The 25465-nt window shown below is 69.0% G+C and carries 24 protein-coding genes; 10 read left to right on the top strand and 14 right to left on the bottom strand.

The genetic code is table 11. The annotated features are described in order from the left end of the window. Nucleotides 1-8: 8 nt before the first annotated feature. Nucleotides 9-689, bottom strand: a complete 681-nt coding sequence (locus LG388_RS01265) for an amino acid ABC transporter permease (protein WP_225781038.1) — start codon at nt 687-689, stop codon at nt 9-11. Next, on the bottom strand, nt 686-1381 hold the full coding sequence (locus LG388_RS01260) for an amino acid ABC transporter permease (RefSeq protein ID WP_225781037.1): 696 nt from the start codon (nt 1379-1381) through the stop codon (nt 686-688). Before LG388_RS01260 ends, LG388_RS01265 begins: the two co-directional genes overlap by 4 nt. Nucleotides 1382-1624: 243 nt before the next feature. On the opposite strand from LG388_RS01260, the gene LG388_RS01255 reads away from it, so the two are divergent. After that, on the top strand, nt 1625-2671 hold the full coding sequence (locus tag LG388_RS01255) for a LacI family DNA-binding transcriptional regulator (RefSeq protein WP_225781036.1): 1047 nt from the start codon (nt 1625-1627) through the stop codon (nt 2669-2671). A 172-nt stretch (nt 2672-2843) separates the two neighbouring features. Then, complete coding sequence (locus LG388_RS01250; RefSeq protein WP_225781035.1) at nt 2844-3431, top strand: YceI family protein; 588 nt, start codon at nt 2844-2846, stop codon at nt 3429-3431. Nucleotides 3432-3506: 75 nt separating this feature from the next. On the opposite strand, the gene LG388_RS01245 is transcribed toward LG388_RS01250, so the two are convergent. The 8 genes from LG388_RS01245 to LG388_RS01205 form a co-directional block, all read right to left on the bottom strand. Then, complete coding sequence (locus LG388_RS01245; RefSeq protein ID WP_225781034.1) at nt 3507-4223, bottom strand: ABC transporter ATP-binding protein; 717 nt, start codon at nt 4221-4223, stop codon at nt 3507-3509. A 10-nt stretch (nt 4224-4233) separates the two neighbouring features. After that, nucleotides 4234-5004, bottom strand: a complete 771-nt coding sequence (locus LG388_RS01240) for an ABC transporter ATP-binding protein (protein ID WP_225781033.1) — start codon at nt 5002-5004, stop codon at nt 4234-4236. 19 nt (nt 5005-5023) lie between these two features. Further along, complete coding sequence (locus tag LG388_RS01235) at nt 5024-6211, bottom strand: branched-chain amino acid ABC transporter permease (RefSeq protein ID WP_225781032.1); 1188 nt, start codon at nt 6209-6211, stop codon at nt 5024-5026. A gap of 11 nt (nt 6212-6222) precedes the next feature. Beyond that, entirely contained in the window at nt 6223-7152 is a 930-nt protein-coding gene (locus LG388_RS01230) for a branched-chain amino acid ABC transporter permease (protein ID WP_225781031.1), read from the bottom strand. A gap of 301 nt (nt 7153-7453) precedes the next feature. Then, nucleotides 7454-8758: a replication-associated recombination protein A gene (locus LG388_RS01225; RefSeq protein ID WP_225781030.1), complete on the bottom strand. Its 1305-nt coding sequence runs from the start codon at nt 8756-8758 to the stop codon at nt 7454-7456. Between the two features lie 159 nt (nt 8759-8917). Then, nucleotides 8918-9559, bottom strand: a complete 642-nt coding sequence (gene lolA, locus LG388_RS01220) for an outer membrane lipoprotein chaperone LolA (RefSeq protein ID WP_225781029.1) — start codon at nt 9557-9559, stop codon at nt 8918-8920. A gap of 215 nt (nt 9560-9774) precedes the next feature. Continuing rightward, a complete protein-coding gene (locus LG388_RS01215) occupies nt 9775-12222 on the bottom strand; it encodes a DNA translocase FtsK (protein WP_304956836.1) in 2448 nt (815 codons plus the stop codon). 152 nt (nt 12223-12374) lie between these two features. Further along, nucleotides 12375-13049, bottom strand: a complete 675-nt coding sequence (locus tag LG388_RS01205) for a Crp/Fnr family transcriptional regulator (protein WP_225781028.1) — start codon at nt 13047-13049, stop codon at nt 12375-12377. Nucleotides 13050-13218: 169 nt separating this feature from the next. On the opposite strand from LG388_RS01205, the gene trxB reads away from it, so the two are divergent. The 3 genes from trxB to rpmG all read left to right on the top strand — a co-directional run bounded on the left by trxB (nt 13219) and on the right by rpmG (nt 14927). Next, on the top strand, nt 13219-14175 hold the full coding sequence (trxB, locus tag LG388_RS01200; protein ID WP_225781027.1) for a thioredoxin-disulfide reductase: 957 nt from the start codon (nt 13219-13221) through the stop codon (nt 14173-14175). Between the two features lie 316 nt (nt 14176-14491). Continuing rightward, nucleotides 14492-14725, top strand: coding sequence for a 50S ribosomal protein L28 (gene rpmB, locus LG388_RS01195; RefSeq protein ID WP_225781026.1), 234 nt, complete (start codon nt 14492-14494; stop codon nt 14723-14725). A gap of 28 nt (nt 14726-14753) precedes the next feature. Beyond that, complete coding sequence (gene rpmG, locus LG388_RS01190) at nt 14754-14927, top strand: 50S ribosomal protein L33 (RefSeq protein ID WP_007830291.1); 174 nt, start codon at nt 14754-14756, stop codon at nt 14925-14927. 240 nt (nt 14928-15167) lie between these two features. Here the strand turns inward: rpmG and LG388_RS01185 are convergent, their stop codons facing one another. The 3 genes from LG388_RS01185 to LG388_RS01175 all read right to left on the bottom strand — a co-directional run bounded on the left by LG388_RS01185 (nt 15168) and on the right by LG388_RS01175 (nt 19694). Further along, nucleotides 15168-16382 carry a fatty acid desaturase gene (locus LG388_RS01185; RefSeq protein ID WP_225781025.1) on the bottom strand — a complete coding sequence of 405 codons (1215 nt, stop codon included), beginning with the start codon at nt 16380-16382 and terminating at the stop codon, nt 15168-15170. 132 nt (nt 16383-16514) lie between these two features. Next, nucleotides 16515-17786, bottom strand: a complete 1272-nt coding sequence (locus tag LG388_RS01180; RefSeq protein WP_225781024.1) for an RsmB/NOP family class I SAM-dependent RNA methyltransferase — start codon at nt 17784-17786, stop codon at nt 16515-16517. Between the two features lie 39 nt (nt 17787-17825). Continuing rightward, nucleotides 17826-19694 carry a M48 family metallopeptidase gene (locus tag LG388_RS01175; RefSeq protein WP_225781023.1) on the bottom strand — a complete coding sequence of 623 codons (1869 nt, stop codon included), beginning with the start codon at nt 19692-19694 and terminating at the stop codon, nt 17826-17828. 63 nt (nt 19695-19757) lie between these two features. On the opposite strand from LG388_RS01175, the gene LG388_RS01170 reads away from it, so the two are divergent. Next, nucleotides 19758-20018 (top strand): DUF1653 domain-containing protein, encoded by a 261-nt coding sequence (locus LG388_RS01170; RefSeq protein ID WP_225781022.1) that lies wholly within the window; start codon nt 19758-19760, stop codon nt 20016-20018. Between the two features lie 112 nt (nt 20019-20130). Here the strand turns inward: LG388_RS01170 and purN are convergent, their stop codons facing one another. Continuing rightward, nucleotides 20131-20730, bottom strand: coding sequence for a phosphoribosylglycinamide formyltransferase (gene purN, locus LG388_RS01165; protein WP_225781021.1), 600 nt, complete (start codon nt 20728-20730; stop codon nt 20131-20133). 92 nt (nt 20731-20822) lie between these two features. Between purN and LG388_RS01160 the strand changes: the two genes are divergently transcribed. From LG388_RS01160 to LG388_RS01145, 4 genes are all read left to right on the top strand, one after another. After that, nucleotides 20823-22004 carry an acyl-CoA dehydrogenase family protein gene (locus LG388_RS01160; RefSeq protein ID WP_225781020.1) on the top strand — a complete coding sequence of 394 codons (1182 nt, stop codon included), beginning with the start codon at nt 20823-20825 and terminating at the stop codon, nt 22002-22004. An 11-nt stretch (nt 22005-22015) separates the two neighbouring features. Continuing rightward, a complete protein-coding gene (locus LG388_RS01155; RefSeq protein ID WP_225781019.1) occupies nt 22016-23131 on the top strand; it encodes an acyl-CoA dehydrogenase family protein in 1116 nt (371 codons plus the stop codon). 98 nt (nt 23132-23229) lie between these two features. Continuing rightward, nucleotides 23230-24615, top strand: a complete 1386-nt coding sequence (locus LG388_RS01150; protein WP_225781018.1) for an alpha/beta fold hydrolase — start codon at nt 23230-23232, stop codon at nt 24613-24615. 14 nt (nt 24616-24629) lie between these two features. Further along, on the top strand, nt 24630-25409 hold the full coding sequence (locus LG388_RS01145; RefSeq protein WP_225781017.1) for an enoyl-CoA hydratase: 780 nt from the start codon (nt 24630-24632) through the stop codon (nt 25407-25409). Nucleotides 25410-25465 lie beyond the last annotated feature (56 nt).

Here is a 25465-nt window from a genome sequence, read left to right as displayed (position 1 = left end):
CTTGTCTCTCAGGCCTCGGCGGCGGAAGGGCTGGTGCGGCTGCCGACATGCAGGCGCCGTTCCAGCTTGCGGCTCCACACCGACAGCGGATAGCACATGGCGAAGTACAGGACCGCGATCAGCACGTAGACCAGGAAGGGCTGGAAGATGGAGTTGTTGATGAGCTGGCCGGCACGCACCAGCTCGACGAAACCGACGATGGACGCCAGCGAGGTGTTTTTGACGATCTGCACCATGAAACCGACCGTGGGCGGCGTGGCAATGCGGATGGCCTGGGGCAGCACCACCAGCCGCATGCGCTGGGCGCGCGACAGGGCCAGGCATTCGGCCGCTTCCCATTGCGTGCGCGGCACCGACTCGATGCAGCCGCGCCAGATCTCGCCCAGGTAGGCGCTGACGTAGACGATCATCGCGATGCTCGCGGCCACCAGGCCTGGCAGCTCCAGCCCCATGATCGACAGGCCGAAGTAGCACACGAAGAGCACCACCAGCAGCGGCGTGCCCTGGATCAGCTGGATCCAGGCGATGGCCAGCCAGCGCACGGCCTTCACCGGGCTGATGCGCGCCAGCGCGATCACGCCGCCGGCCAGGCCCCCGCCCACGAAGGCGATGATGGACAGACAGATCGTCCACAGCGCCCCGATCAGCAGGAACTGCAGGTGATGGATGTTCAGGCCGCCGTCGATCATGCGCGGGCCCCTCCCGATGCCGCGAGGCGGCGCTTGCGCGTGAAGACCATCAGGCCGAACAACCACAGGCCCAGGCGCATCAGCAGGGACAGGCCCAGGTAGGCGATGGCCACGAGGATGTAGGCCTCGAAGGGGCGGAAGGTCTCGGACTGCACGCGCGCCGCGACGGCCGTGAGCTCTTCCACCGAAATCTGCGAGGTGATGGAGGTGGCCAGCATCAGCAGCACGAACTGGCTGGTGAGCGCCGGATACACCTTCTCCATGGCGGGGCGCAGGACCACGTGCCAGTAGATCTGCCGGCGCGTGAGGCCCAGGCATTCGGCGGCTTCGAGCTGGCCCCGGTGGATCGAATCCATGCCCGCGCGCATGATTTCGCAGGAGTAGGCCGCCACGTTGATCACCAGCGCCAGCAGCGCCGCCGTGAAGGCCGGCACCTTCCAGCCCAGCGTGGCCAGGCCGAAGAAGACCAGGAAGACCTGCACCAGCAGCGGCGTGTTGCGGATCACCTCCACGTAGGCCCCGCAGGCCCTGCTGAGCCAGCGCACGCGGCTGCGGCGGCCGATGGCGCACAGCGTGCCCATGACGAAACCGATCACGGTGGCGGGGAAGGACAGCTGGATGGTCAGCCAGGCGCCTTCCAGGAACTGGGGCCAGGCCGCCAGCACGCTGGCGAAGTCGAAGTCGTAACCCATGGATGGTGGCCGCGAGCGCCTCAGCCCTGCGTGGCGCCGCGGCCGTACGGCGTGCACGGACGCGCACCGGCCAGGGTGGAACGAGGGGCATGGGGCATGGCCTGTCTCCTGCAGCGGGAACCGCTCGAGAGAGGGTTAACCCTGATTAAATTTGATGGATGGCTCCATCGATCTGCCGGTGATAGTATCGATCAGCACATCATTCCGCCACCCGATGATTTGATGGTTTTTGATTGAATCAGTATGTCCAAGGCCCCTCGCATCCCCGACATCGCCCGCCTGGCCGGCGTGTCCACGGCCACCGTGGACCGGGTGCTGAACGGGCGTGCCGGCGTGCGGGCGGGCACCGTGCAGCGCGTCATGCGGGCCGCGGCGGAACTGGAGTACCTGCCCGCCGCCCCGTCCGGTGAGCAGGGCGCCGCGGCCTTCGCGGCCGCGCCGCGCCCCATGCGCCTGAGCTTCCTGCTGCCGGCCGGCAACAACCGCTTCATCCGCATGCTGGGCGACATGGTCCATTACTCGCAGGAGCACTGGACGCCCTTCAACGTGCGCTGCCGCACCGAATTCATCGAGAGCTTCAACCCGCACGAGCTGGCCACAGCGCTGCGCCGGCATGGCGAGCGCGCCGACGGCATCGCGCTGATGGCGCTGGAGCATCCCGCGGTGCGCGAGGCCGTGGGCGAACTGGTGGCCGCGGGCGTGCCGGTGGTGACGCTGATCTCGGACCTGTCCAACTCGGGCCGCACCGCCTATCTGGGCCTGGACAACCGCGCCGCGGGCCGCACGGCGGGTTACCTGATCGGCCGCTTCATCGGCGCGCGGCCGGCCAAGGTGGCGCTGATCGCGGGCAGCCGCAGCTACCGCGCGCACGAGGAGCGCGAGGCCGGCTTCCTGCACGTGCTCTCGGAAATGTTCGAGCAGCTGGACGTGGTGGGCCTGCGCGAAGGCCATGACGATTCGCAGCAGAACTACCTGCAGACGCGCTCGCTGCTGGAACAGCACCCGACGCTGGCCGGCATCTACAACATCGGCGGCGCGTCCGACGGCGTGGCGCGCGCGCTGAAGGACGCAGGCCGCGACCAGAAGGTGGTGTTCATCGGCCACGGCCTGACGCCCGACACGCGCGCCCTGCTCATCGACGGCAGCATGGATGCCGTGATCACCCAGAGCCCGCAGGCGGCGCTGGCCAGCGCGGTGCGCATCTTCGTCAACGTGCGCGAGGGGCGGCCGCCACTGTCGGGCGTGGAAAGCACGCGCAGCCAGGTGATCTTTCGCGAGAACCTGCCTTGAGGGGCACGCCCGCTGGCGGCCGGCGCAGGGCCCTGCCGGCGCAAAGGCCTGGCTCTGCATGGGGAGGCTGGGCCCGGGCGCGGCAACAGGCGGCAACATGGCGCGCTGCATCGCGCCGCGGCTTCCAGCGCAGGCCGCGGCTCCTCACGGCCCACCCATCGGACACTCCTGCATGACCCCTGCCTTCACGCCCTCGCTCGCCCTCGCGACCGCCGCCCTCATCGGCGCCGCCCTGCCCGCCCAGGCGCAGACCGCGCGCTACGAGGTCGAACCCACGCACACCTTCGCCACCTTCGAGATCGACCATTTCGGCGCCAGCGTGAATCGCGGCCGCTTCGACCGCAAGGAAGGTTTCATCGAGCTGGACCGCCAGGCCCGGACGGGCCGCTTCGAAATCACCTTCCACATTGCTTCGGTGAACACCGGCACACCCGAGTTCGACAAGCACCTGCTCGCACCCGACATCTTCGACGCGGCAAGATTCCCGACCGCCACTTTCAAGGGCCAGCAGTTCGCTTTCGAGGGCGACAAGGTGCGCAGCGTGACGGGCCAGCTCACGCTCAAGGGCAAGAGCCAGCCCGTCACTTTCACGGCCAGGCAGTTCAACTGCTACCAGAGCCCGATCCTCAAGGCCGAAGTCTGCGGCGGCGACTTCGAGACCACCATCGACCGCACGGCCTTCGGGCTGGACTACGCGGTGAACATGGGCATGAGCAAGTCGGTGCGCATCGTGGCGCAGATCGAGGCCGTGCGGAAATAAGGTGCACCCCAACCGCCATGGAAAAGGCCGTGGGCGCCTTCCGGCGTCCACGGCCCGACGAAGTGAGAAGGACGCTTATTCGCCCAGGTAGGCAGCCCGCACCTTCGGGTCGTTGAGCATCACCTTGGCGTCGCCGCTCATGGTGATCAGGCCCGACTCCATCACGTAGCCCCGGTTGGCCAGCTGCAGCGCGCGGCTGGCGTTCTGCTCCACCAGCAGCACCGTCACGCCCTGGTCGTAGACGCTCTGCACCACCTCGAAGATCTTGTCGCACATGATGGGCGACAGGCCCATCGTCGGCTCGTCCATCAGCAGCACCTTGGGGCGCGCCATCAGTGCGCGGCCCATGGCCAGCATCTGCTGCTCGCCGCCCGACATGGTGCCGGCCAGCTGCGTGGCGCGTTCCTTCAGGCGCGGAAAGATGCCGAACACCTTCTCGATGTCCTCGGCGATTCCGGCCTTGTCGCTGCGGATGTAGGCGCCGATCTGCAGGTTCTCGGTGATGGTCATGCGCGTGAACACGCCGCGCCCTTCGGGCACCATGACCAGGCCTTCCTTGACCAGGTCCCAGGCCCCGCGGCCCTTGATGCTCTTGCCCAGGAACTCGATCTGGCCCTCCAGCGCGGGCAGCGTGCCCGTGATCGCCTTCATGGTGGTCGTCTTGCCGGCGCCGTTGGAGCCGATCAGCGACACCAGCTCGCCTTCGCGGACCTCGAAATCCACGCCCTTGACGGCCTGGATGCCGCCGTACGCGACCTTCAGGCCGCTGACTTTCAACAGTGTCTGTGCCATGCGCGGCCTCTCAGTGGGCACCGGTGCCGAGGTAGGCCTCGATCACCTTTTCGTTCTTCTGCACCTCGGCGGGCGTGCCTTCGGCGATCTGCTTGCCGTAGTCCAGCACCGTCACGCGGTCACACAGCCCCATGATGAGCTTGACGTCGTGCTCGATGATCAGGATGGTCCGGTCGTCGCGGCGGATTCGGTCGATCAGCTCGCGCAGCTGCACCTTCTCGGTCGCGTTCATGCCCGCGGCGGGCTCGTCGAGCGCGATCAGCTGCGGGTCGGTGGCCAGCGCGCGGGCGATCTCCAGGCGGCGCTGGTCGCCGTAGCTCAGCGTGCGGGCCTTGTAGTCGGCGTACTTGGCCACGCCGACGTACTCGAGCAGCTCGTGCGCGCGCGCCTCGATGGCTTTCTCTTCGGCCTTGAAGGCGCCGGTGCGGAAGATGGCGCCGAAGATGCCCGAATGCGTGCGCACGTGGCGTCCGACCATCACGTTCTCCAGCGCCGTCATTTCGGCGAAGAGGCGGATGTTCTGGAAGGTGCGTGCGATGCCGGCCTTGGCCACTTCATGCACGGCCGTGGGCTGGTAGGGTTTGCCGGCCAGCTCGAAGGTCCCGCTGTCGGGCGTGTACAGCCCGGTGATCACGTTGAAGAAGGTGGTCTTGCCGGCGCCGTTGGGGCCGATCAGGCCATAGACCTGGCCGCGCTCGATCTTGATGCCCACGTCCGACAGGGCCTGCAGCCCGCCGAAACGCTTGGAAATGCCGCTGACGTGGAGGATGGTGTCTGCCATGTTGCCGTGCTCCGTCCGCTCAGGGGTTGATCGACATCGGACGGTTGGCGCCGCCGGCGATCTCGTCGGCCGGCGTGTCCACGCCGGGCTCGATGGCCTGGGTGGAGCCGGGCACCGGGTCGGGTGCCTTGCGGCTCTTGAGCGACTTGCCGTGCTCCGGCGAGGGCCACAGGCCGCGCGGACGCGTCAGCATGATCACGATCATGGCCAGCGCGATGAACAGCTGGCGCAGGATGGAGGCGTCCAGCCGGCCGCCCGTCATGGCCTGCAGCGGGCCGGCCACGTAGCGCAGCACCTCGGGCAGCGCGGCCAGCAGCACGGCGCCGAGGATCACGCCCGGCAGGTGGCCGATGCCGCCCAGCACCACCATGGCCACGATCATCACCGACTCCATCAGGCTGAAGGACTCGGGCGAGACGAAGCCCTGGAAGGCCGCGAACATGGCGCCGGCCACGCCGCCGAAGCTCGCGCCCATGCCGAAGGCCAGCAGCTTCATGTTGCGGGTGTTGATGCCCATCGCCTTGGCGGCGATCTCGTCCTCGCGGATCGCCATCCAGCCGCGGCCCACGCGCGAATTCTGCAGGCGGTAGGAAATGATGACCGTGAACACCACCAGAACCAGGAACAGGTAGTAGTACAGCGACACCGAAGAGATGGTGTAGTCGCCCAGCTTCAGCGGCCGGCCCAGGTCCAGCCCCCAGAACTTGATCGAGTCGATCGAGGTGATGCCCTTGGGGCCGTTGGTGATGTTGTAGGGATGGTCCAGCGTGTTGAGGAACACGCGGATGATCTCGCCGAAGCCCAGCGTCACGATCGCCAGGTAGTCGCCGCGCAGCTTGAGCGTGGGCGCGCCCAGCAGCATGCCCAGCAGCGCCGCCAGCCCGAGGGCCGCCGGGATGACCAGGATCAGCGAGGTGTGGAAGCCGTTGGGGAACATCGCCTTGAGGGCGGCGAAGTTGTCGGTCAGCTGCGTCGAGCCCAACAGCGCGAACAGGTAGGCGCCGATGGCGAAGAAGGCCACGTAGCCCAGGTCCAGCAGGCCCGCATAGCCCACCACGATGTTCAGGCCCAGCGCCAGCAGCACGTACAGCAGCGCGATGTCGACGATGCGCACCCAGGCATTGCCCTGCGTCTGCAGCACCAGCGGCAGCGCCACCAGCGCGATCGCGGCGACCAGGAAGACGACGAGTTTCTTGATGTCCGGCATGTCTCGTCTCCTCAGGCGCGGTCCGCCACGCGCTCGCCCAGCAGGCCCGAGGGCCGCACGGTCAGCGTGAGGATCAGGATGATGAACGCGAAGATGTCGCTGTGCTGGCTGCCCAGGATGCCGCCGGTCACGTCGCTCAGGTAGCCCGCGCCGATGGCCTCGATCAGGCCCAGCAGGATGCCGCCGACCACGGCGCCGGCCAGGTTGCCGATGCCGCCGAACACGGCCGCCGTGAAGGCCTTGAGGCCGGGGATGAAGCCCATCGCATGCTGCGCGATGCCGTAGTTGGAGGCATACATGACGCCCGCGATGGCTGCCAGCACGGCCCCGATGATGAAGGTGGCGGAAATCACCGTGTCCGGACGGATGCCCATCAGCGCCGCCACGCGCGGATTCTCGGCCGTGGCGCGCATTGCGCGGCCGAGCTTGGTGTAGTTGACCAGCCACATCAGGATGAGCAGCGAGATGGCCGTCACCACCAGGATCATGACTTGCGTGGGCGAGATGGACGCACCGGCCAGCTTGATCGACTCGCTGGGCAGCAGTGTGGGATAAGCCTTGTTGGTGGGGCGCCAGATGATCATGGCCAGCGTCTGCAGCAGGATGGACATGCCGATCGCGGTGATCAGCGGGGCCAGCTTGGGGCTGTTGCGCAGCGGCCGGTAGGCCACCTTCTCGATCACGAAGTTCAGCGTGGCGGCCACCACGCAGGCGATGACCAGCGCCAGGAACAGGATCAACCAGCCCGGCGAGCCCGCCATGGACGTCTGCATCCAGCCGATCACGGTCCAGCTCGTCAATGCGCCGACCATGAGCACTTCGCCATGGGCGAAATTGATGAGGTTGATGATGCCGTACACCATGGTGTAGCCGAGGGCTATCAAGGCGTACATGCTGCCGAGGACCAGACCGTTGATGATCTGCTGCAGCAAGATGTCCATAAAGAGGATTCCCTTCCGTGTACGCCCCGGTTGCGGGGCTTTTCTAGCCAGTCGATGCGCGGGTCGGCACCTGGCCTGCATGTAGCAAAAAACCCGCCAGCATGGTGGCCGCGGGCCGAAGTGGGCGGGATTTTAGGCACGGGTTTGCGCGGCTTTGGTGCGCCGGAAGCCGGGGTTTTCCCCTGAGAACGCCCGCTTCATGTGCATGGCTGCATGCATGCGCCACATGCCTGCACGAGGTCGCGGCGCCCGCCCACACGCACCACGATGGGGCGATGCGCCGAAGACAAGGCGCGACGGTTCAGCCGCCCCGTGCTTCGTCGTTCAGGCGGCGCAGTTCGCGCATCTTCTCTGCGATGCGGATCTCCAGCCCGCGCTCCACCGGCCGGTAGAAGGCAGGCGGCGTCATCCCTTCGGGGAAGTAGTTCTCCCCGGCCGCGAAGCCGCCCGCCTCGTCGTGCGCGTAGCGGTAGTCCTTGCCGTAGTCCAGCTGCTTCATGAGCTTCGTCGGCGCATTGCGCAGGTGCAGCGGCACGGGGCGCGTGCCGTCCTTCTTCACGAAGGCGCGCATCTCGTTGTAGGCCTGGTAGACGGCGTTGGACTTGGGCGCGACGGCCAGGTAGACCACGCATTGCGCCAGCGCCAGCTCGCCTTCGGGCGAGCCCAGGCGCTCATAGGTTTCGGCGGCGTCGAGCGCCAGGCGCAGCGCGCGCGGGTCGGCCAGGCCAATGTCCTCGCTGGCCATGCGCACCAGGCGGCGCGCCATGTAGCGCGGGTCGGCGCCGCCGTCGAGCATGCGCACGAACCAGTACAGCGCCGCATCGGGGTCGCTGCCGCGCACGGACTTGTGCAGCGCGCTGATGGTGTCGTAGAACTGTTCGCCGCCCTTGTCGTAGCGGCGCATGCGCTCGCCCAGCACGCGCAGCAGCCAGGCGTCGTCGATGCGCGAGAGCTTCTCGGCGCCCGCCGCCACGGCCAGCGTCTCCAGCGTGTTGAGCAAGCGCCGCGCATCGCCGTCGGCATAGGCGATCAGGCGCTCCAGCGCCGCGCCCTCGATGGCGGGCACCGCATCGATGGCCTGCGCGCGGGCCACGATCTGCTTCAGATCCTCTTCGGTCAGCGACTGCAGCACATAGACGGCCGCGCGCGACAGCAGCGCCGAGTTGACCTCGAAGGACGGGTTTTCGGTGGTGGCGCCGATGAAGGTGAAGAGCCCGCTTTCCACGTGCGGCAGGAAGGCGTCCTGCTGGCTCTTGTTGAAGCGGTGCACCTCGTCGACGAAGACGATGGTCTGCTGCTGCGTGAGGCCGTCGCGCGCCAGCGTGGCGCGCTCCACCGCTTCGCGGATGTCCTTGACGCCGCCCAGCACCGCACTGATGGCGATGAACTGCGCGTCGAAGGCATCGGCCATCAGGCGCGCGATGGTCGTCTTGCCCGTGCCCGGCGGCCCCCAGAGGATGCAGGAATGCGGCCGGCCCGATTCGAAGGCGATGCGCAGCGGCATGCCCGGCCCCAGCAGGTGCTGCTGGCCGATGACCTCGCCGAGGTGGCGCGGGCGCAGGCGTTCGGGAAGGGGCTGGTGGGGCACGGAAGCGGGTCGGGTCATGGCGGATCGGAGGCGCGGGCGCGTGGACGGGGTGGGCCGCCGCCGGCTGCAGGCACGGCCGCGTCGCCTCGCGCGCGGCCCCCATTGTCAGCGCCCGGCCGCGCAAGGCGGCCGATGCGGCACTGGCCCCGGGAGGTCCGCCGGGCCGTGCCCCCTGCGCTACTGCCGGATGATGTCGGCCCCGGCCGGCGCCTTGAACTGGAAGGTCTGCGCCGGCAGCGCGGGGTTGAGCTCCACCTTCGTGAAGCGCAGCACCGAGCGCTGGCCGAAGGCATCGAGGATCTCGAGGGCGGCCAGCGACTCGCCCTGGAAGCCGATCTGCACGCTCTGCAGCTGCGCGTCACGCGACTTGGGCGTGGCCTTGACCCATTCCAGGCCGTCGCGCGCGGCTTCCTCCTCGAGCGTGAAGTCGGCCTGCAGCGCCTTCAGGTCGGCGGCCGACGCGATGATCGCGGCCGGCGTCGAGCCCAGCGCCTGCGCCTGGGCGCGCTGCGTCACCTGGTTGAGGTCGGCGTCGTACAGCGACAGCGTCGTGCCGTCGGCCACGATGGTCTGTGCGAAAGGCTTGCGATAGTCGAAACGGAAGCGGCCGGGACGCTGGAATTCGAAGGTGCCGCTGGAGGTCTTGGCCCGTGGGGGCTGGCCCTCGCGCGCGGGCGGCGTCACGGTCTGCGTGAACTCCGCGCGGCCCGATCGGGCGTTCTTCACGAAGGCTTCCAGGCTGGCCATGCCGGCGGCGCTGGCGGCCCAGGACGCGGTGCCCAGCAGCAGGGCGGCAAGCAGGCGGGAGGATCGGTTCATGGTTCTCCTGTTCTTCGGCGATGCGGTGAAGCCATCCGACTTTCGCCGCACCGCAAGGTTGCGTGCCCTGCGTATCGGGGGCGTATCGCGTTGGCAAAGCCGGGCAAGCAATCGTCACGGCGGCGTGCCCGGCAGGCCATCAGGCGCGGCGCAGCGACGGCATGCGGTGGCGTCCGACAGGCGCCGCGCGGCGCAGTGCGGCGTGGCGCGATGCGCTACTCGGCACGCGCCGGCACGAGGATGTCGCGCTTGCCGTCGGCCGTCATGGCGCTGACCAGGCCGGCGTTCTCCATGTCCTCGACCAAGCGCGCGGCGCGGTTGTAGCCGATCTTCAGATGGCGCTGCACCAGCGAGATGCTGGCCTTGCGGTTCTTGAGCACCACCTCCACGGCCATGTCGTACATCGGGTCCTTCTCGCCGCCGCCCTCGCCGGCGCCGCCGAAGATGTCGCCGCCCTCTCCATCCACCGTGCCGCCTTCGAGCACGCCCTCGATATAGTCGGGCTCGCCCTGGCTCTTGAGGTAGGCGACCACGCGGTGCACCTCGTCATCGGAGACGAAGGCACCGTGCACACGCACGGGCAGGCCGGTGCCGCTGGCCATGTAGAGCATGTCGCCCATGCCCAGCAGCGCCTCGGCGCCCATCTGGTCGAGGATGGTGCGGCTGTCGATCTTGCTGCTGACCTGGAAGGCGATGCGGGTCGGGATGTTGGCCTTGATGAGGCCGGTGATCACGTCCACGCTCGGGCGCTGCGTCGCGAGGATGAGGTGGATGCCGGCGGCGCGCGCCTTCTGCGCCAGGCGCGCGATCAGTTCCTCGATCTTCTTGCCGACCACCATCATCAGGTCGGCCAGTTCGTCGATGACGACGACGATGTGCGGCTCGCGCTTGAGCGGCTCGGGGTCGTCGGGCGTGAGGCTGAAGGGGTTGTAGATGAACTCCTCGCGCGCCTTGGCCTCGTCGATCTTGGTGTTGTAGCCGGCCAGGTTGCGCACGCCCAGCTTGCTCATCAGCTTGTAGCGGCGCTCCATCTCGGCCACGCACCAGTTCAGGCCGTGGGCGGCCTGCTTCATGTCGGTGACCACCGGCGCCAGCAGGTGCGGGATGCCTTCGTAGACCGACATCTCCAGCATCTTGGGGTCGATCATCAAGAGGCGCACGTCGCTCGCCTCGGCCTTGTAGAGCAGCGAAAGGATCATGGCGTTGATCCCCACCGACTTGCCCGAGCCCGTGGTACCCGCCACCAGCACGTGCGGCATCTTGGCCAGGTCGGCCACCACCGGGTTGCCCACGATGTCCTTGCCCAGGCCCATGGTGAGCATGGACTTGGCCTCGTGGTAGACCTGCGAGCCCAGGATCTCGCTGAGCTTGATGGTCTGGCGCTTGGCGTTGGGCAGTTCCAGCGCCATGTAGTTCTTGCCGGGGATGGTCTCGATCACACGGATGGACACCAGCGAGAGCGAGCGTGCCAGGTCCTTGGCCAGGTTGACGATCTGCGAGCCCTTCACGCCGGTGGCCGGCTCGATCTCGTAGCGCGTGATGACCGGGCCGGGCGAGGCCAGCACCACGCGCACTTCCACGCCGAAGTCCTTGAGCTTCTTCTCGATCAGGCGCGAGGTCATCTCCAGCGTCTCGGGCGAGACGGTCTCCTGGCGGCCCGGCGCGGCATCGAGCAGGTCGACCTGCGGCAGCCTGCTGTCGGGCAGTTCCTTGAACAGCGGCTTCTGGCGCTCCTTCACCACGCGGTCGCTGCGCGGCACTTCGGTGAGGGCGGGCTCGATCTGCACCGGCGGCGCCTTCTCGCGCTTCCTGGCCACCGGGCGCGGCAGCAGTTCGGGCTCCAGGCTGGGCTGGCGCGGATCGGCCGGCGGCGGCGCGGCGGGAGCGCCTTCGTCCAGGTCGGAGAAGTCGCGCTCCAGCGCCGACTCCTCCTCGCGTTCGCGCCGCGCCTGCTTGCCCATCGCGATGTCCTGCGCGCGCTCGCGCTTCTCGCGCCGCATCTCGAACAGCCCATACAGCCGCTCGCCGATGCGCTCGGCCACCTGGCTCCACGAGAAGCGGAAGACCAGCGCCGAGCCGACCACGCCCGCCGCGATGGCGACCAGCGCCGAGCCCGTGAAGCCCAGCCATTTCACGCCCAGCGGGCCGACGAAATAGCCCAGCACGCCGCCGCCATGGCCCGGCAGGCGGAACTCGAGCCGGTACAGGCGCGACCATTCCAGCACCGCGCTGGCGGCCAGCAGCAGCAGCAGGCCGGCCCAGAAGGCCAGGCGGCTGCGGTTGAAACGGCCGCGCGGCGCCGGTTCGGCGGCGGGCGCCCCGCCCGCACCCAGGGCTTCTCCGCCGCGCAGCCAGCGCGCCAGCGACGACAGCCACGCGCGCAGGCTCGCCCCCAGGCACCACCAGACCGAGTAGCCCGCGAGGTAATAGCTCGCGTCGGCGATCCACGCCCCCAGGCGGCCGGCCCAGTTCTTCACGGCGCCGCCGGTGCCCGAGGTGGACCAGGCCGCATCGGAAGGCGTGTAGCTCAGCATGGCCAGCAGCCAGAACAGCAGGGCCATGAAACCGACGATCAGCGAGATCTCATGCGCGAAACGCAAGGCGCGCTGACGCGCGGGCGGCGCGGCATCGGCGGAATGGAGGGTGTGCAAAGAGTAAGTCATGACTATCCAGGGCAGCGCGGCCGGCCGCGCGTGCAATCCCCGAGCCTACAACGAGAAAGCCGGTCCGGGCGCCTCTTGCAACACGGACCGGCCCACACCCACGTGCACCGTTGGCAGAAAAAAGGAAAAGGCAAGCAGGCGCGTGCGCGGCCTCAGGCCATGCTCATCAGGCGTTCCTTGATGATCATCGAGCCGTCGTCCAGCGTCTGGACGAAACCGCGCTCTTCCAGGTCCTTCATCACGCGGCTGACCATCTCGCGCGAGGCGCCGACCATCTTGGCCAGGTCCTGGCGCGAGATCTTCTCGCGCACCTTGAGGTTGCCGGCGCCGTCGTTCACGGCGAACTCCAGCAGCGAGCGGGCGACGCGGCCGTAGACGTCCATCAGGGCCAGCGATTCGATCTTGCGGTCGGCGTGGCGCAGGCGCTGCACCAGGCCGCGCATGATGTTGTAGGCCATCGAGGAGTTCTCGGGCAGGCAGCGCGAGAAGGCCTCCCGGCCCAGCATCAGCACGTCGGTCTGGATCTCGGTGCGCACCGTCGCGGAATGCGGCTCGTCGTCGATCAGGCTCATCTCGCCGATGTAGTCGCCCGGCTGCAGCGTGGCCAGGATCACTTCGCGGCCGCGGCTGTCGGCACTCATCACCCGCGCGCGCCCGGTCAGGATGATGTAGAGCGCGTCCGACTTCTTGCCCTGCTCCACCACGATTTCGGCCCGCTTGAAGCGCTTCTTGATAATGGCGTCTGCAATGCTGGCCGATTGGGAAGGCGTGAGCGCCGAGAACAGGGGCACCCGACGCAGCAGTTCAAGATTGGACAACATTGACATGCACGAATCCTCGTCGCTGGCCGAATTGTGAAAAACAATGAATTAATGCAATCACGCCCATAGCGGCATGAACCGGCGCGCTGCCTTGAAGCGCGCGAGATACTCCGTATCTGATCGTGACAATGTACACGCTCCTGCCTCTGTTCATCCAGGCTCTCCGCAAGTAGTTATGACAAACACCCAACACGCTAAAGTTCTCATCCTGGGTTCCGGCCCCGCCGGCTACACGGCGGCCGTCTACGCAGCGCGCGCCAATTTGCAGCCCCTGCTGATCACGGGCATGGCCCAGGGCGGCCAATTGATGACCACCACCGAAGTCGACAACTGGCCCGCGGACGTGCACGGCGTGCAGGGGCCGGACCTGATGCAGCGCTTCCTGGAGCATGCCGAGCGCTTCAAGACCCAGATCGTGTTCGACCACATCAACAAGGTCGATCTCGGCCAGCGCCCCTTCACCCTGACCGGTGACAGCGGCACCTACACCTGCGACACGCTGATCATTGCCACCGGCGCCTCGGCCAAGTACCTGGGCCTGCCCTCGGAAGAAGCCTTCATGGGCCGCGGCGTATCGGCCTGCGCCACCTGCGACGGCTTCTTCTACCGCGAGCAGGACGTGTGCGTGATCGGCGGCGGCAACACCGCGGTCGAGGAAGCGCTGTACCTGTCGAACATCGCGCGCAAAGTGACCCTGGTGCACCGCCGCGACAAGTTCCGCGCCGAGCCCATCCTGATCGACAAGGTCAAGGAGAAGGTGGCCGAGGGCAAGATCGAGCTCAAGCTCCACAGCGAGCTGGACGAGGTGCTGGGCGACAGCACGGGCGTGACCGGCATCCGCATCCGTAACAGCCAGACCGGCGCTAAGGAGGACCTGAGCCTCAAGGGCTGCTTCATCGCCATCGGCCACCACCCGAACACCGACATCTTCCAGGGCCAGCTGGAGATGAAGGACAACTACATCGTCACGCGCTCGGGCCTGCAGGGTTTCGCGACCATGACCAGTGTGCCGGGCGTGTTCGCCGCCGGCGACGTGCAGGACCACGTGTACCGCCAGGCCATCACCAGCGCCGGCACGGGCTGCATGGCCGCGCTGGATGCGCAGCGCTTCCTGGAGCAGGAAGGCAGCTGAGAGGCCGGCGCGCCGTTGCCCGGACGCACGCGCGCGCGCCCCATGCCTGGCCTGCGGCGTCCTCCGCCGCGGGTTGCGGACCTGCCCGCTGGCCGGCGGCTTGCCTCTTTCTCGCGGGCTGGGCTAGAATTGCCGGCTTTGCCGAATTCGCATTCGCTGCCCCGCTTCTTGCAGGAGCGGGCCGTCGCAGGGCAAGAACGGGTTACCGCCACCCGCATCTGGCGAGGTCAAGCCGAAATCCACCCCGAATCCAGGGCGCTTCGTGCGACGAAGCGGCCTTTCGCGCGGTGCCGGCTGTTCATGAAAGAGTGTCCTCATGGCACGCGTATGTGAAGTCACGGGCAAGGGCCCGATGGTCGGGAACAACGTCTCCCACGCCAACAACAAAACCAAGCGCCGGTTCCTGCCGAACCTGCAACACCGCCGTTTCTGGGTCGAAAGCGAGAACCGCTGGGTGCGTCTGCGCGTTTCCAGCGCAGCCCTGCGCCTGATCGACAAGAACGGCATCGACGCCGTGCTCGCCGACATGCGTGCACGCGGCCAGGCCTGATCGGCCTTAGAACTAGGAGCGCAGCACCATGGCTACGAGCAAAGGCGGACGCGAGAAGATCAAGCTGGAATCCACCGCGGGTACCGGCCATTTCTACACGACCAGCAAGAACAAGAAGACGATGCCCGAGAAGATGTCGATCATGAAGTTCGACCCGAAGGCGCGCAAGCACGTCGAATACAAGGAAATCAAGCTGAAGTAATTCAGCCTCAGACCGAAAAAACCCGCTGCGATCCAGCGGGTTTTTTCATTGCCCGGCCGTCCGTTCCTCGCGGTCACGCCATGAGCGCCAGGCGCCGCTCTGGCCCTGGATCGCCGGCTCGCCTTCCAGCCTCAGCATTCAGCATCCACCGCCCGCCCACAAAAAAAGCCGGCGCCCTTTCGGTGCCGGCTTTCCGCAGGACAACCCGCCAGGCCAAAGCCCCGCGGGCCGGAGGTGCGATCAGACGTGCGCCGCGCGCAGCCGGATCGAGAAGTCGCGCAGCGCGGCGATGCCGCTCGCTTCGGCGCGGTGGCACCAGGCCGCCAGGTCGGCCGCCAGCTGCTCGCGGGAATGCGAGGTGTTGAGCCACATCTGGCGCAGTTCCTCGCGCATCACCACCATCTTGTCGAGCACCGGATGCGCGGCGCGGGCCTGCACCAGGTGGGTGCGGGCGGCGACCGGCACCTTGTCGTCGTCCCGGTGCAGCCAGCGCTTGGCGGCCTGCAGCACCGACAGGTCCCCGCCCCGGGCCTTCAGCAGCGCGATCTCGTCCTTGCAGGCACGGCGCATCTCGCGCGCGTAGCCCGCCATGACTTCGTAGCGGTTGGCGATCACCGCTTCCAGCGTCTTTTCGTCGGCCACCGGGCGCACCGCGCCCATCTGCAGGCGCGGGGCCACCTTCTTGACCTTGGCCCAGCCGATCATCTCGAAGGCGCGGATCCAGCCCCAGGCAATGTCGAACTCGTACTTCTTGACCGAGAACTTGGCCGAAGTCGGGTAGGTGTGGTGGTTGTTGTGCAGTTCCTCGCCGCCGATGATCACGCCCCAGGGCGAGAGGTTGGTGCTGGCGTCCTGCGCCTCGAAGTTGCGGTAGCCCCAGAAATGGCCCAGGCCGTTGACCACGCCCGCGGCCCAGAAGGGAATCCACAGCATCTGCACGGCCCACACCGTCAGCCCCAGGACGCCGAACAGCGCCAGGTTGAGGATCAGCATCAGGCCCACGCCCTGCCAGCCGAAGCGGCTGTAGACGTTGCGCTCCATCCAGTCGTCGGGCGTGCCGTGGCCGAATTTCTTCAGCGTCTCGGCGTTCTTCGCCTCCGCGCGGTAGAGCTCGGCGCCGCGCCACATCACGGTGTCGATGCCGCGCGTCTGCGGGCTGTGCGGATCGTCCTCGGTCTCGCACTTGGCGTGGTGCTTGCGGTGGATGGCGACCCATTCCTTGGTCACCATGCCGGTGCCGATCCACAGCCAGAAGCGGAAGAAGTGCGAAGGCACGGGCCCGAGATCCATGGACCGGTGCGCCTGTGTGCGATGCAGGAAGATCGTCACGGCCAGGATGGTGACGTGCGTGGTGGCCAGCGTGTACAGCACGATCTGCCACCACGTGAGGTTCCACAGGCCGTGGCCAAGCCAGTCGAGGGCCGCGCTCAGAACGGCGGAATCAGCAAGGATCAAGGTGATTTACTCCGGCGCCGGACGCTGCCGGCGGTCTGTCAGACAGTTCCCACAATTCTAAGGGCGCTGCCCATTTTTCAGGCAGCCGGGACAACCCTGCGAAGGGCTTTTGCCTTTCTTGGAGACCTGCGGCTAGCGTCGGTTCCACACCGCGGCGAAGAAGCCGTCCGTGCCATGGCGGTGGGGCCACAGGCGCAGGTAGCGGTGCCCGTCCTCACCGCCCGCGCACAAGCCCGCGGCGCCGTCGACCTTCAGGCCTTCGAGCAGCCCGGCCGCGGGTTGCAGCACGAAATCGGCATGCGCCGCGCCGAAGGCTTCGGCGATGGCCTCGTTTTCTTCCGGCAGCACGCTGCAGGTGGCGTAGACGAGGCGCCCGCCCGGCTTCACCAGCCGCGCCGCGCTCTGCAGGATCGCCCCCTGCTTGGCCACCAGTTCCCGCACCGCCTCGGGCGTCTGGCGCCATTTGAGATCGGGGTTGCGGCGCAGCGTGCCCAAGCCCGAGCAGGGCGCGTCGACCAGCACGCGGTCGATCTTGCCGGCCAGGCGTTTCACACGCTCGTCGCGCTCGTGCGCGATGGCCGCCGGGTGCACGTTCGACAGCCCGCTGCGCGCCAGGCGCGGCTTGAGCGCGTCGAGCCGGTGCGCGGAAACATCGAAGGCGTACAGCCGGCCCGTGTTGCGCATGGCCGCGCCGAGCGCCAGCGTCTTGCCGCCGGCGCCGGCACAGAAGTCCACCACCATCTCGCCGCGCTTGGCGTCCAGCAGCAGGGCCAGCAGCTGCGAGCCCTCGTCCTGCACCTCGATGGCGCCGCCGGTGAACAGGTCCAGCCGGTGGACGGGCGGCTTGCCTTCGGCGCGCAGGCCCCACGGCGAATAGGGCGTGGGCCGGGTCGCGACACCGGCCTTCTTGAGACCCGCGCGCACCTCGTCGCGCTTGGCCGCGAGGGTGTTCACGCGCAGGTCCAGCGGCGCGGGCTGCAGCAGGGATTCGGCCAGCGCGTCGAAGTCCGCGCCCAGCTGCTGCTGCAGGGGCGCGGCCAGCCATTCGGGCAGGTTGTGGCGGTGCGGCGCCAGCAGTTCGGTGGGCCGCACGGCGTCGCAGGCGTCGACCCAGCGCGACTCCTGCTCGCTCAGGGCGCTCTTGAGGAAGTCGCGCGGGCCATGAAAGCCCAGGATGGCCAGGCGCCGTTCGCGCGGGCCGCTGCCCGAACGGGCCAGGTGTTCGTACAGCAGCTTGCGGCGCAGCACGGCATAGGCGGTTTCGGCCAGGGTGGCGCGCTCGCGCGGGCCCAGCTGGCGGTTGTCGCGGAAGAAGCGGGAGACGATGGCGTCGGCGGGATGGTCGAACTGGAGCACCCGGGCCACGAGGGCAGCGCAGGTGTCGAGCAGGGCTTTGGGGTGCATGGGGCGATTGTCCCATCGCACCTGCGAGCGCCCCGCAGGCTAGCCGAGCGCCCGTGCGCGCTGCCAGATCGGCGTGCGGGCGTGGCGCGCCACGTCTTCCAGCGGCAGGTCCTCGCCCAGGCAGATCACGAGCAGCGCGCCGGGGACGTCGAGCTGGCGCTCCAGCATCCGGCACAGTTCGTAGGCGTCGTCGTCGCCAAGCGCCGGCAGGTCCAGGATGAGGAGGTGCGCGGCGCGCCAGGGCATGGCGCGCAGCTCTCGCTTGAGCAGCCAGGCCCGCTCCACGGGCTGGCAGCGGCCCAGCGCGATGCGCAGTTCGCCGAGTGCGAATTCGTCCAGCGCATGCAGGCCGGTGCGCTCCAAATAGGGCGGCTCGGCCAGCTCTTGCCAGGCGAGGCGCTCGGTCTCGCCGGCGGTGCGCAGGCGTTCGCGCCAGCGCTGCAGCGCGGGTGCGTCATGCTCGCCCCCGTCGCTGTCTTCCAGCAGCGCCACGGCTTCGCGCGCCGCCCACGCGTGCTGCGCGGCGCCCGTGTCGTGCAGCCGCTCCAGCAGCGCCAGCCGGGCCGCGCGGTCGGCGGCTGGCAGGGCCTGCACCAGGCCGCGCAAGGCGCCCGGATGGGCGGGATTCAGGCGCAAGGCGTGTTCGTAGCGCGACCGCACGTCGGCCTGCGCGTCGCGCCGGCGCTCCAGGTTGGCCCATTCGACCCACTCGTCGGCCGACAGCCGGTCGGCGCGCGCCGCCAGCAGCGCCGCCCGCTCGCGCAGGCGCTCCAGCCAGGCGTGGTGGTGGCGCCAGTCGGGGCCGTGGGCACGGCACCATCGGGCGTCGAAATGCGCCACCCAGCGCGCCGGCACGGCCAGCAGGTCGAGCGACCCCGTTTCGGACCAGCGCGGCAGGCGCGGCTTTTCACCCCAGGCGTCGAGGCGGTCGCGCAGCCCCGGATGGGTGTCGCTCACGTCGCTCACGCGGCGCAGGGCGGCGCGCAGCGCACGGCGCGCCAGTCCGGCCGGCGGCGCGCTGCACAGCTGCTGCTGCAGGCGCGCGAACGGTCCGGCCGGCTCGGCCTGCACCGCCGCCTGGGCCCAGTGGGCGGGCATCAGCTGCTCGTCCAGCCATTGCGCCTTGACGGCGATCTCGCTGAGCGCGGAGGCGGCCACGCGCGGCCCCAGCAGCCGGGCCGACAGGCGATCGGCCTCGTACTCGTCCTGGCGCGCCAGCGCGAAGGTGCGGGCGGCAAAGCGCGGGAAGTACCAGCGCAGGAAGGCCTGCGACAGCTGCGCCATCGGGCCGTCGTGCTGCTGCAGGCGCGCATCCATGCGCAGCCAGGCCAGGCGGGTGCGATAGATCCAGGCGCTGAGCCGGCCGTGATTGCCGCGCAGGTGGCCGTATTCATGCGCCAGCACCGACAGCAAGCGCCGCCGCTCCAGCGCCATCAGCAAGGGCAGGCCGACGGTCAGCGTGTTCACGGCGCCGCCCAGCAGGCCGAAGCGTGGCCACTGGCGGATGCTGGCATTGAAGGCATCGTCGAGGTAGACATGGTGGATCGGCGGTCCCTGGACCTTGCGGCGGATGCGCTCCAGCGCCTCGAAAAGCGCGGGCGCGTCCTCGCGCTGCAGTTCCACGCCCTCGGGTGCTTCGGCCCGCAGCCACAGCGCATGCAGTGTGGTCCACAGCAGGCCGAGCGCCGAGAGCAAGGCCATGAGTCGTGCGCCGCCCCAGCGCACCGGCTCGCTGCTCCAGGCGCCGAACACCCAGCCCAGGGCCGCCAGCGCCAGCGCCAGGCAGCCCAGCACCCACAGGTAGCCCAGCGCCGCAAAGGCCGCCACGCCGCGGCGGTAGGCCGCGCCATCCCGCGCACTGGCCTGCTCGCTCAGGCGCACCAGATGTACAAAATCCGCTCTTTCCATCCCTCGCCCGTGCCTCGCGGCACCCTCTTTTCCACCCCGCCCTCACGGGCCGAGGGCCTGCCGATGACTTCCACCCCCGCTTCGCCGACCGATGCCGATCTGCCTCCGCTCGTCCCCACCGCACCCGGACGCTACCGCCACTACAAGGGCGGCGAATACCAGGTGCTCGACACCGTGCGCCACAGCGAGACGCTGGAGCCGATGACCCTCTACCGCGCGCTGTACGGCGCCGGCGGCCTCTGGGTGCGCCCGGCCGCCCTGTTCAACGGGTCGGTGCAGGTCGGCGGCCGGCTGCGCCCGCGCTTCGAACGCGTGGGCGACTGAACCGCCGGCCCGCGACGCGGCGGTGATCGGGCACCCGCCTCTTGGCCCTCGCCCCACGAGTCACGCGAAGCGCACGTCGGCAGCCTCCGCTGCAAACGTAACCAATTGTCAATCAAATCGGGGCGGCCGTGGGCCGGGTGCGCAGCCAATCGGCCACGGCCTGCGGATAGATGCGGTGTTCCTGCGACAGCACGCGGGCGGCCAGAACTTCCGGCGTATCGCCGGCCAGCACCGGCACCGCGGCCTGGGCCAGGATCGGCCCATGGTCCAGCTCGGGCGTGACCACGTGCACGGTGGCGCCCGCCACGCGGCAGCCGGCCTCGATGGCGCGCCGGTGCGTGTGCAGGCCCGGGAAGGCCGGCAGCAGGGATGGGTGGATGTTGAGCAGCCGGCCGGCGTAGTGCTCGACGAAGCCAGGCGTGAGGATGCGCATGAAGCCCGCCAGCAGCACGAGCGCGGGCTGGTGCGCATCGATGGCCTGCATCAGCGCGGCGTCGAAAGCCTCGCGGCTGGCATGGTCGGTGTGGGCCACCACGGCAGTGGCCAGCCCCTGCTCGCGCGCCCAGCGCAGGCCGGCCGCGTCGGCGCGGTTGCTGAGCACCGCAGCCACGCGGGCATCCAGCCGCTCGGCCCAGCGCCCGGCCTGCGCGGCGCGCACCAGCGCCGTCATGTTGGAGCCGCCGCCGGAAATGAGAATGACGATGTTGCGCATAGATGAGGCGGCGCATTATCAGGCTGTCGCCGGGCGGACTGGACGATGCGAACGACCGTGCTAAAAATCCCGGCTTCTCTGGAGACTTTCCCATGGATTTGGCCTTTACCCCCGAGGAACAGAAGTTCCGCGAAGACATCCGCGCCTGGGTCGCGCAGAACCTGCCCAAGGACATCTCGCACAAGGTGCACAACGCCCTGGAACTGACCCGCGACGACATGCAGGGCTGGGCCAAGATCCTGGGCAAGAAGGGCTGGCTCGGCTACGGCTGGCCCAAGGAATTCGGCGGCCCGGGCTGGACGGCCGTGCAGAAGCACCTGTTCGAAGAGGAATGCGCCATGGCCGGCGCGCCGCGCATCATTCCTTTCGGCCCGGTGATGGTGGCCCCGGTCATCATGGCCTATGGCAACAAGGAGCAGCAGGAGCGCCTCTTGCCCGGCATCGCCAGCGGCGAGGTCTGGTGGAGCCAGGGCTACAGCGAGCCGGGCTCGGGCTCCGACCTGGCCTCGCTGCGCACCAAGGCCGAACGCAAGGGCGACAAGTACATCCTCAACGGCCAGAAGACCTGGACCACGCTGGGCCAGTACGGCGACTGGATGTTCAACCTCGTGCGCACCAGCAACGAGGGCAAGCCGCAAACCGGCATCAGCTTCATCGTGCTGGACATGAAGACGCCCGGCGTGACGGTGCGCCCGATCAAGCTGCTGGACGGCAGCTTCGAGGTCAACGACGTGTTCTTCGACAACGTCGAGGTGCCGGTCGAGAACCTGATCGGCGAGGAGAACAAGGGCTGGACCTATGCCAAGCACCTGCTGAGCCATGAGCGCACCAATATCGCGGACGTGAACCGCGCCAAGCGCGAGCTCGAGCGCCTCAAGCGCATCGCCAAGACCGAGGGCGTGTACGACGACCTGCGCTTTCGCGACGAGATCGCCAAGCTGGAGGTGGACGTGGTCGCGCTCGAGATGCTCGTGCTGCGCGTGCTGTCGGCCGAGAAGTCGGGCAAGAACCCGCTGGACATCGCCGGCCTGCTCAAGATCAAGGGCAGCGAGATCCAGCAGCGCTACACCGAACTGATGATGCTGGCCGGCGGCGCCTTCTCGCTGCCGCTGGTACGCGAAGCCATGCATGCCGGCTGGCAGGGCGACTTCCCCGGCGGCAACCCCGCGCTGGCGCCGCTGGCGTCGACCTTCTTCAACTACCGCAAGACCACCATCTACGGCGGCTCGAACGAAGTTCAGCGAAACATCGTGGCTCAAACCGTGCTGGGCTGAAAGGAACAGAAATGGACTTCAATTTTTCCGACGATCAGCAGCAACTGCGCGACGCCGTCGCGAAGTGGGTGCAAAAGAGCTACGACTTCGAGCGCCGCCGCAAGATCGAAGCCGAAGGCGGCTTCTCGCGCGAGGCCTGGAGCAGCCTGGCCGAGCTGGGCCTGGGCGGCCTGTACATCCCCGAGGCCGATGGCGGCCTGGGCATGGGCCCCGTCGAAGGCATGGTGGTGATGGAGGAGCTGGGCCGCGGCATCGTGCTGGAGCCGCTGGCGCAGTCGCTGATCACCGGTGCCGTGCTGTCGGGCCATGCCGACGCGGCCACCAAGGAACGCTGGCTGCCCGGCATCGCCAGCGGCGAGGCGCTGGTCGTGCTGGCCCACCAGGAGAAGAAGGCGCGCTACCGCCTGGACGTCTGCGCCGCCACCGCGGCCCAGGCCGGCAACGCCTACACCGTCAGCGGCACCAAGAGCCTGGTGCCCGCCGGCGACCAGGCCGATGCCTTCATCGTGCCCGCGCAGCTGAACGGCCAGATCGCGCTGTTCCTGGTCGCGCGTTCCGAAGACGGCGTGGCCGCGCGCGGCTACGGCACGCAGGACGGCAGCCGCGCGGCGGAAGTGGTGTTCGACCAGGCCGCCGCCACGCTGCTGGCCGCCGACGGCCTGCCGGTGCTGGAGCATGCGGTGGACATCGGCATTGCCGCCACCTGCGCCGAAGGCGTGGGTGCGATGGAGAAAACGCTGGCGCTGACGGTGGAGTACCTCAACACGCGCAAGCAGTTCGGCGTGCTGATCGGCAGCTTCCAGGCCCTGCGCCACCGCGTGGCCGACATGAAGATGCAGCTGGAGCTGGCCCGCTCGATGAGCTACTACGCCAGCCTCAAGCTCAACGCGCCCGCCGCCGAGCGGCGCCAGGCGCTGGCGCGCGCCAAGTACCAGCTGGGCGTGTCGCTGCGCTTCGTGGGGCAGCAGTCGGTGCAGATGCACGGCGGCATCGGCGTGACCGACGAATACGTGGGCAGCCACTACTTCCGCAAGCTCACGCAGATGGAAATGGTCTACGGCGACACCCTGCACCACCTGGGCGAAGTGTCGGCGCGCATGGAAGAGACCGCCGGCGTGTTCGCCTGACCGGCGGCCTGCGCCGCGCCGGGCTCGCGCCCACGCACCCGCCAGTGCCGCACTGGCGGGTTTTTTCTTTATAAAGCGGGGCAAGGAGACCGCCGACCATGACCCAACGCCGCACCCTGCTGCTCGGCGCCCCTGCCCTGCTCACCCTTGCCGCCTGCTCGACCATGCCCGCCGCCCCTGGCGCCGAACGCCCGCCCATCGTCTTCGTGCACGGCAACGGCGATTCGGCCGCGCTGTGGCAGACCACCGTGTGGCGCTTCGAATCCAACGGCTGGCCGCGCGAGCGGCTCTTCGCCTTCGACCAGCCCATGCCGCTGGCGCGCGACGACGACACCCGGGCGCAGCCCGGCCGCAGCTCCACCGCCGAGTCGATGGCCTTCCTGGCCGAGCGCGTGGACGCCGTGCTGCGCGAGACCGGTGCGCCCAGCGTGGTGCTGGTCGGCAACTCGCGCGGCGGCAACACCATCCGCCACTACGTGCAGAGCGGCGGCGGCGCGGCCAAGGTCAGCCATGTCGTGCTGGGCGGCAACCCGGCGCATGGCATCTGGAACATCCCCGGCCATCTGGAGCAGAACGAGTTCTCGGCGCGCTCCGACTTCCTCGCGCAGCTCAATGCGCCCAAGGGCCCGAACGGCGACGAGGTCACACCCGGCGTGCGCTGGCTCACGCTGCGCTCGGACACCAACGACAAGTACGCCCAGCCCGACGGCGTGTGGATCGGACGGCCGGGCACGCCCACCGGCATCGGCTTCGACGGCCCGGCGCTGCGCGGCGCACGCAACCTCGTGCTGCCGCGCGTGGACCACCGCGAGACTTCCTTCTCGCCGGCCGCCTTCGCCGCGACCTGGGAGTTCCTCACCGGCGCGCCGCCGCGCAGCACGGCGATTGCGCCCGAGGCGCGCGTGGTCCTGGACGGCCGCCTGACCGGCCTCGGCCTGGTCGGCACCGACCCTTCCAGCGGCGCTTTCGCCAACAACCTCGCGCTGGCCGGCGCGCAGCTGGCGGTGTACGCCACCGACCCGGCCACGGGCGCACGCACGGGCGCGCCGGCCTGGCGCAAGACCATCGGCGCCGACGGCCGCTGGGGGCCGTTCGCGGCTGACCCGCGCGTGGCCTACGAATTCGAGATCACCGCCCCCGGCTACGCCACCACGCACCTCTACCGCAGCCCCTTTCCGCGTTCGAGCCGCATCGTCAACCTGCGCCCCGAGCGCATCGCAGCGGCCGACCGGGACGCGAAGGCCCTCGTGATCTTCACGCGCCCGCGCGGCTACTTCGATGCCGAGCGCGACACGATGCGGCTGAACGGGCAGGCCCGGCTTCCGGGCGTGCCGCCGCGCGGCGCCGGCGTGGCCAGCGCCCGGCTCAAGCTGGCCAGCGAGGCCCCGCGCAGCATCGTGGGCGAATTCAACGGCGAACGCATCGCCGGCCAGAGCTGGCCGGCGGCGCAGGGCCACGTCACCGTGCTCGAGCTGACCTACTGAAAGACAGGCGCGCCATGGAAGAGCCCCCCGTCCTGCTCGAAACGCGCGATGCGCGCGGCGTCGTCACCCTGACCCTGAACCGCCCGCAGGCCTTCAATGCGCTGTCCGAAGCGCTGATCGACGCCTTGCACCGCACGGCCGACCGCCTGGCGGCCGACGAAACGCTGCGCGCCGTGGTCATCGCCGGCGCCGGCAAGGCCTTCTGCGCCGGCCACGACCTGCGGCAGATGCGCGCCACGCCCAGCCAGGCCTACTACGCCGAACTCTTCGCGCGCTGCAGCGCCATGATGCGCGCGCTGCACCAGCTGCCCGTGCCCGTGATCGCGCGCGTGCACGGCATCGCCACCGCGGCCGGCTGCCAGCTGGTCGCGCTGTGCGACCTGGCGGTGGCCGCGCGCGATGCGCGCTTCGCCACCAGCGGCATCGACGTCGGCCTGTTCTGCGCCACCCCCAGCGTCACGCTGTCGCGCAACGTGTCCCGCAAGGCGGCTTTCGAGATGCTGGTGACGGGCGATTTCATCGATGCCGACACCGCGCGCGAGCGCGGGCTGGTCAACCGCGTGGCGACACCCGAGCATATCGATGCCGAGGTGCAGGCGCTGCTGGCCCGCATCCTGGACAAGCCGCGCATCGCGCTGGAAATGGGCAAGGCGCTGTTCTACCGCCAGCTCGAGGCCGGCCTGGACGCGGCCCTCGACGACGCGGGCCGCACCATGGCCTGCAACATGGCGCACGAGACGGCGCTGGAGGGCGTGCAGGCCTTCCTCGACAAGCGGCCGCCGGCCTGGCGTTGAGGGGCCGCGGTGAAAGGCCAGACGGAAAGGGGCGCCCGGGCGCCCCTTTTCGCACG

Origin of the sequence: Xenophilus sp. Marseille-Q4582 (assembly GCF_916700565.1) — a bacterium.
Taxonomy (GTDB): Bacteria; Pseudomonadota; Gammaproteobacteria; order Burkholderiales; family Burkholderiaceae_C; genus Xenophilus.
Note: the sequence above shows the minus strand (reverse complement) of the source record. Positions and strands in the feature narration are given on the sequence as shown.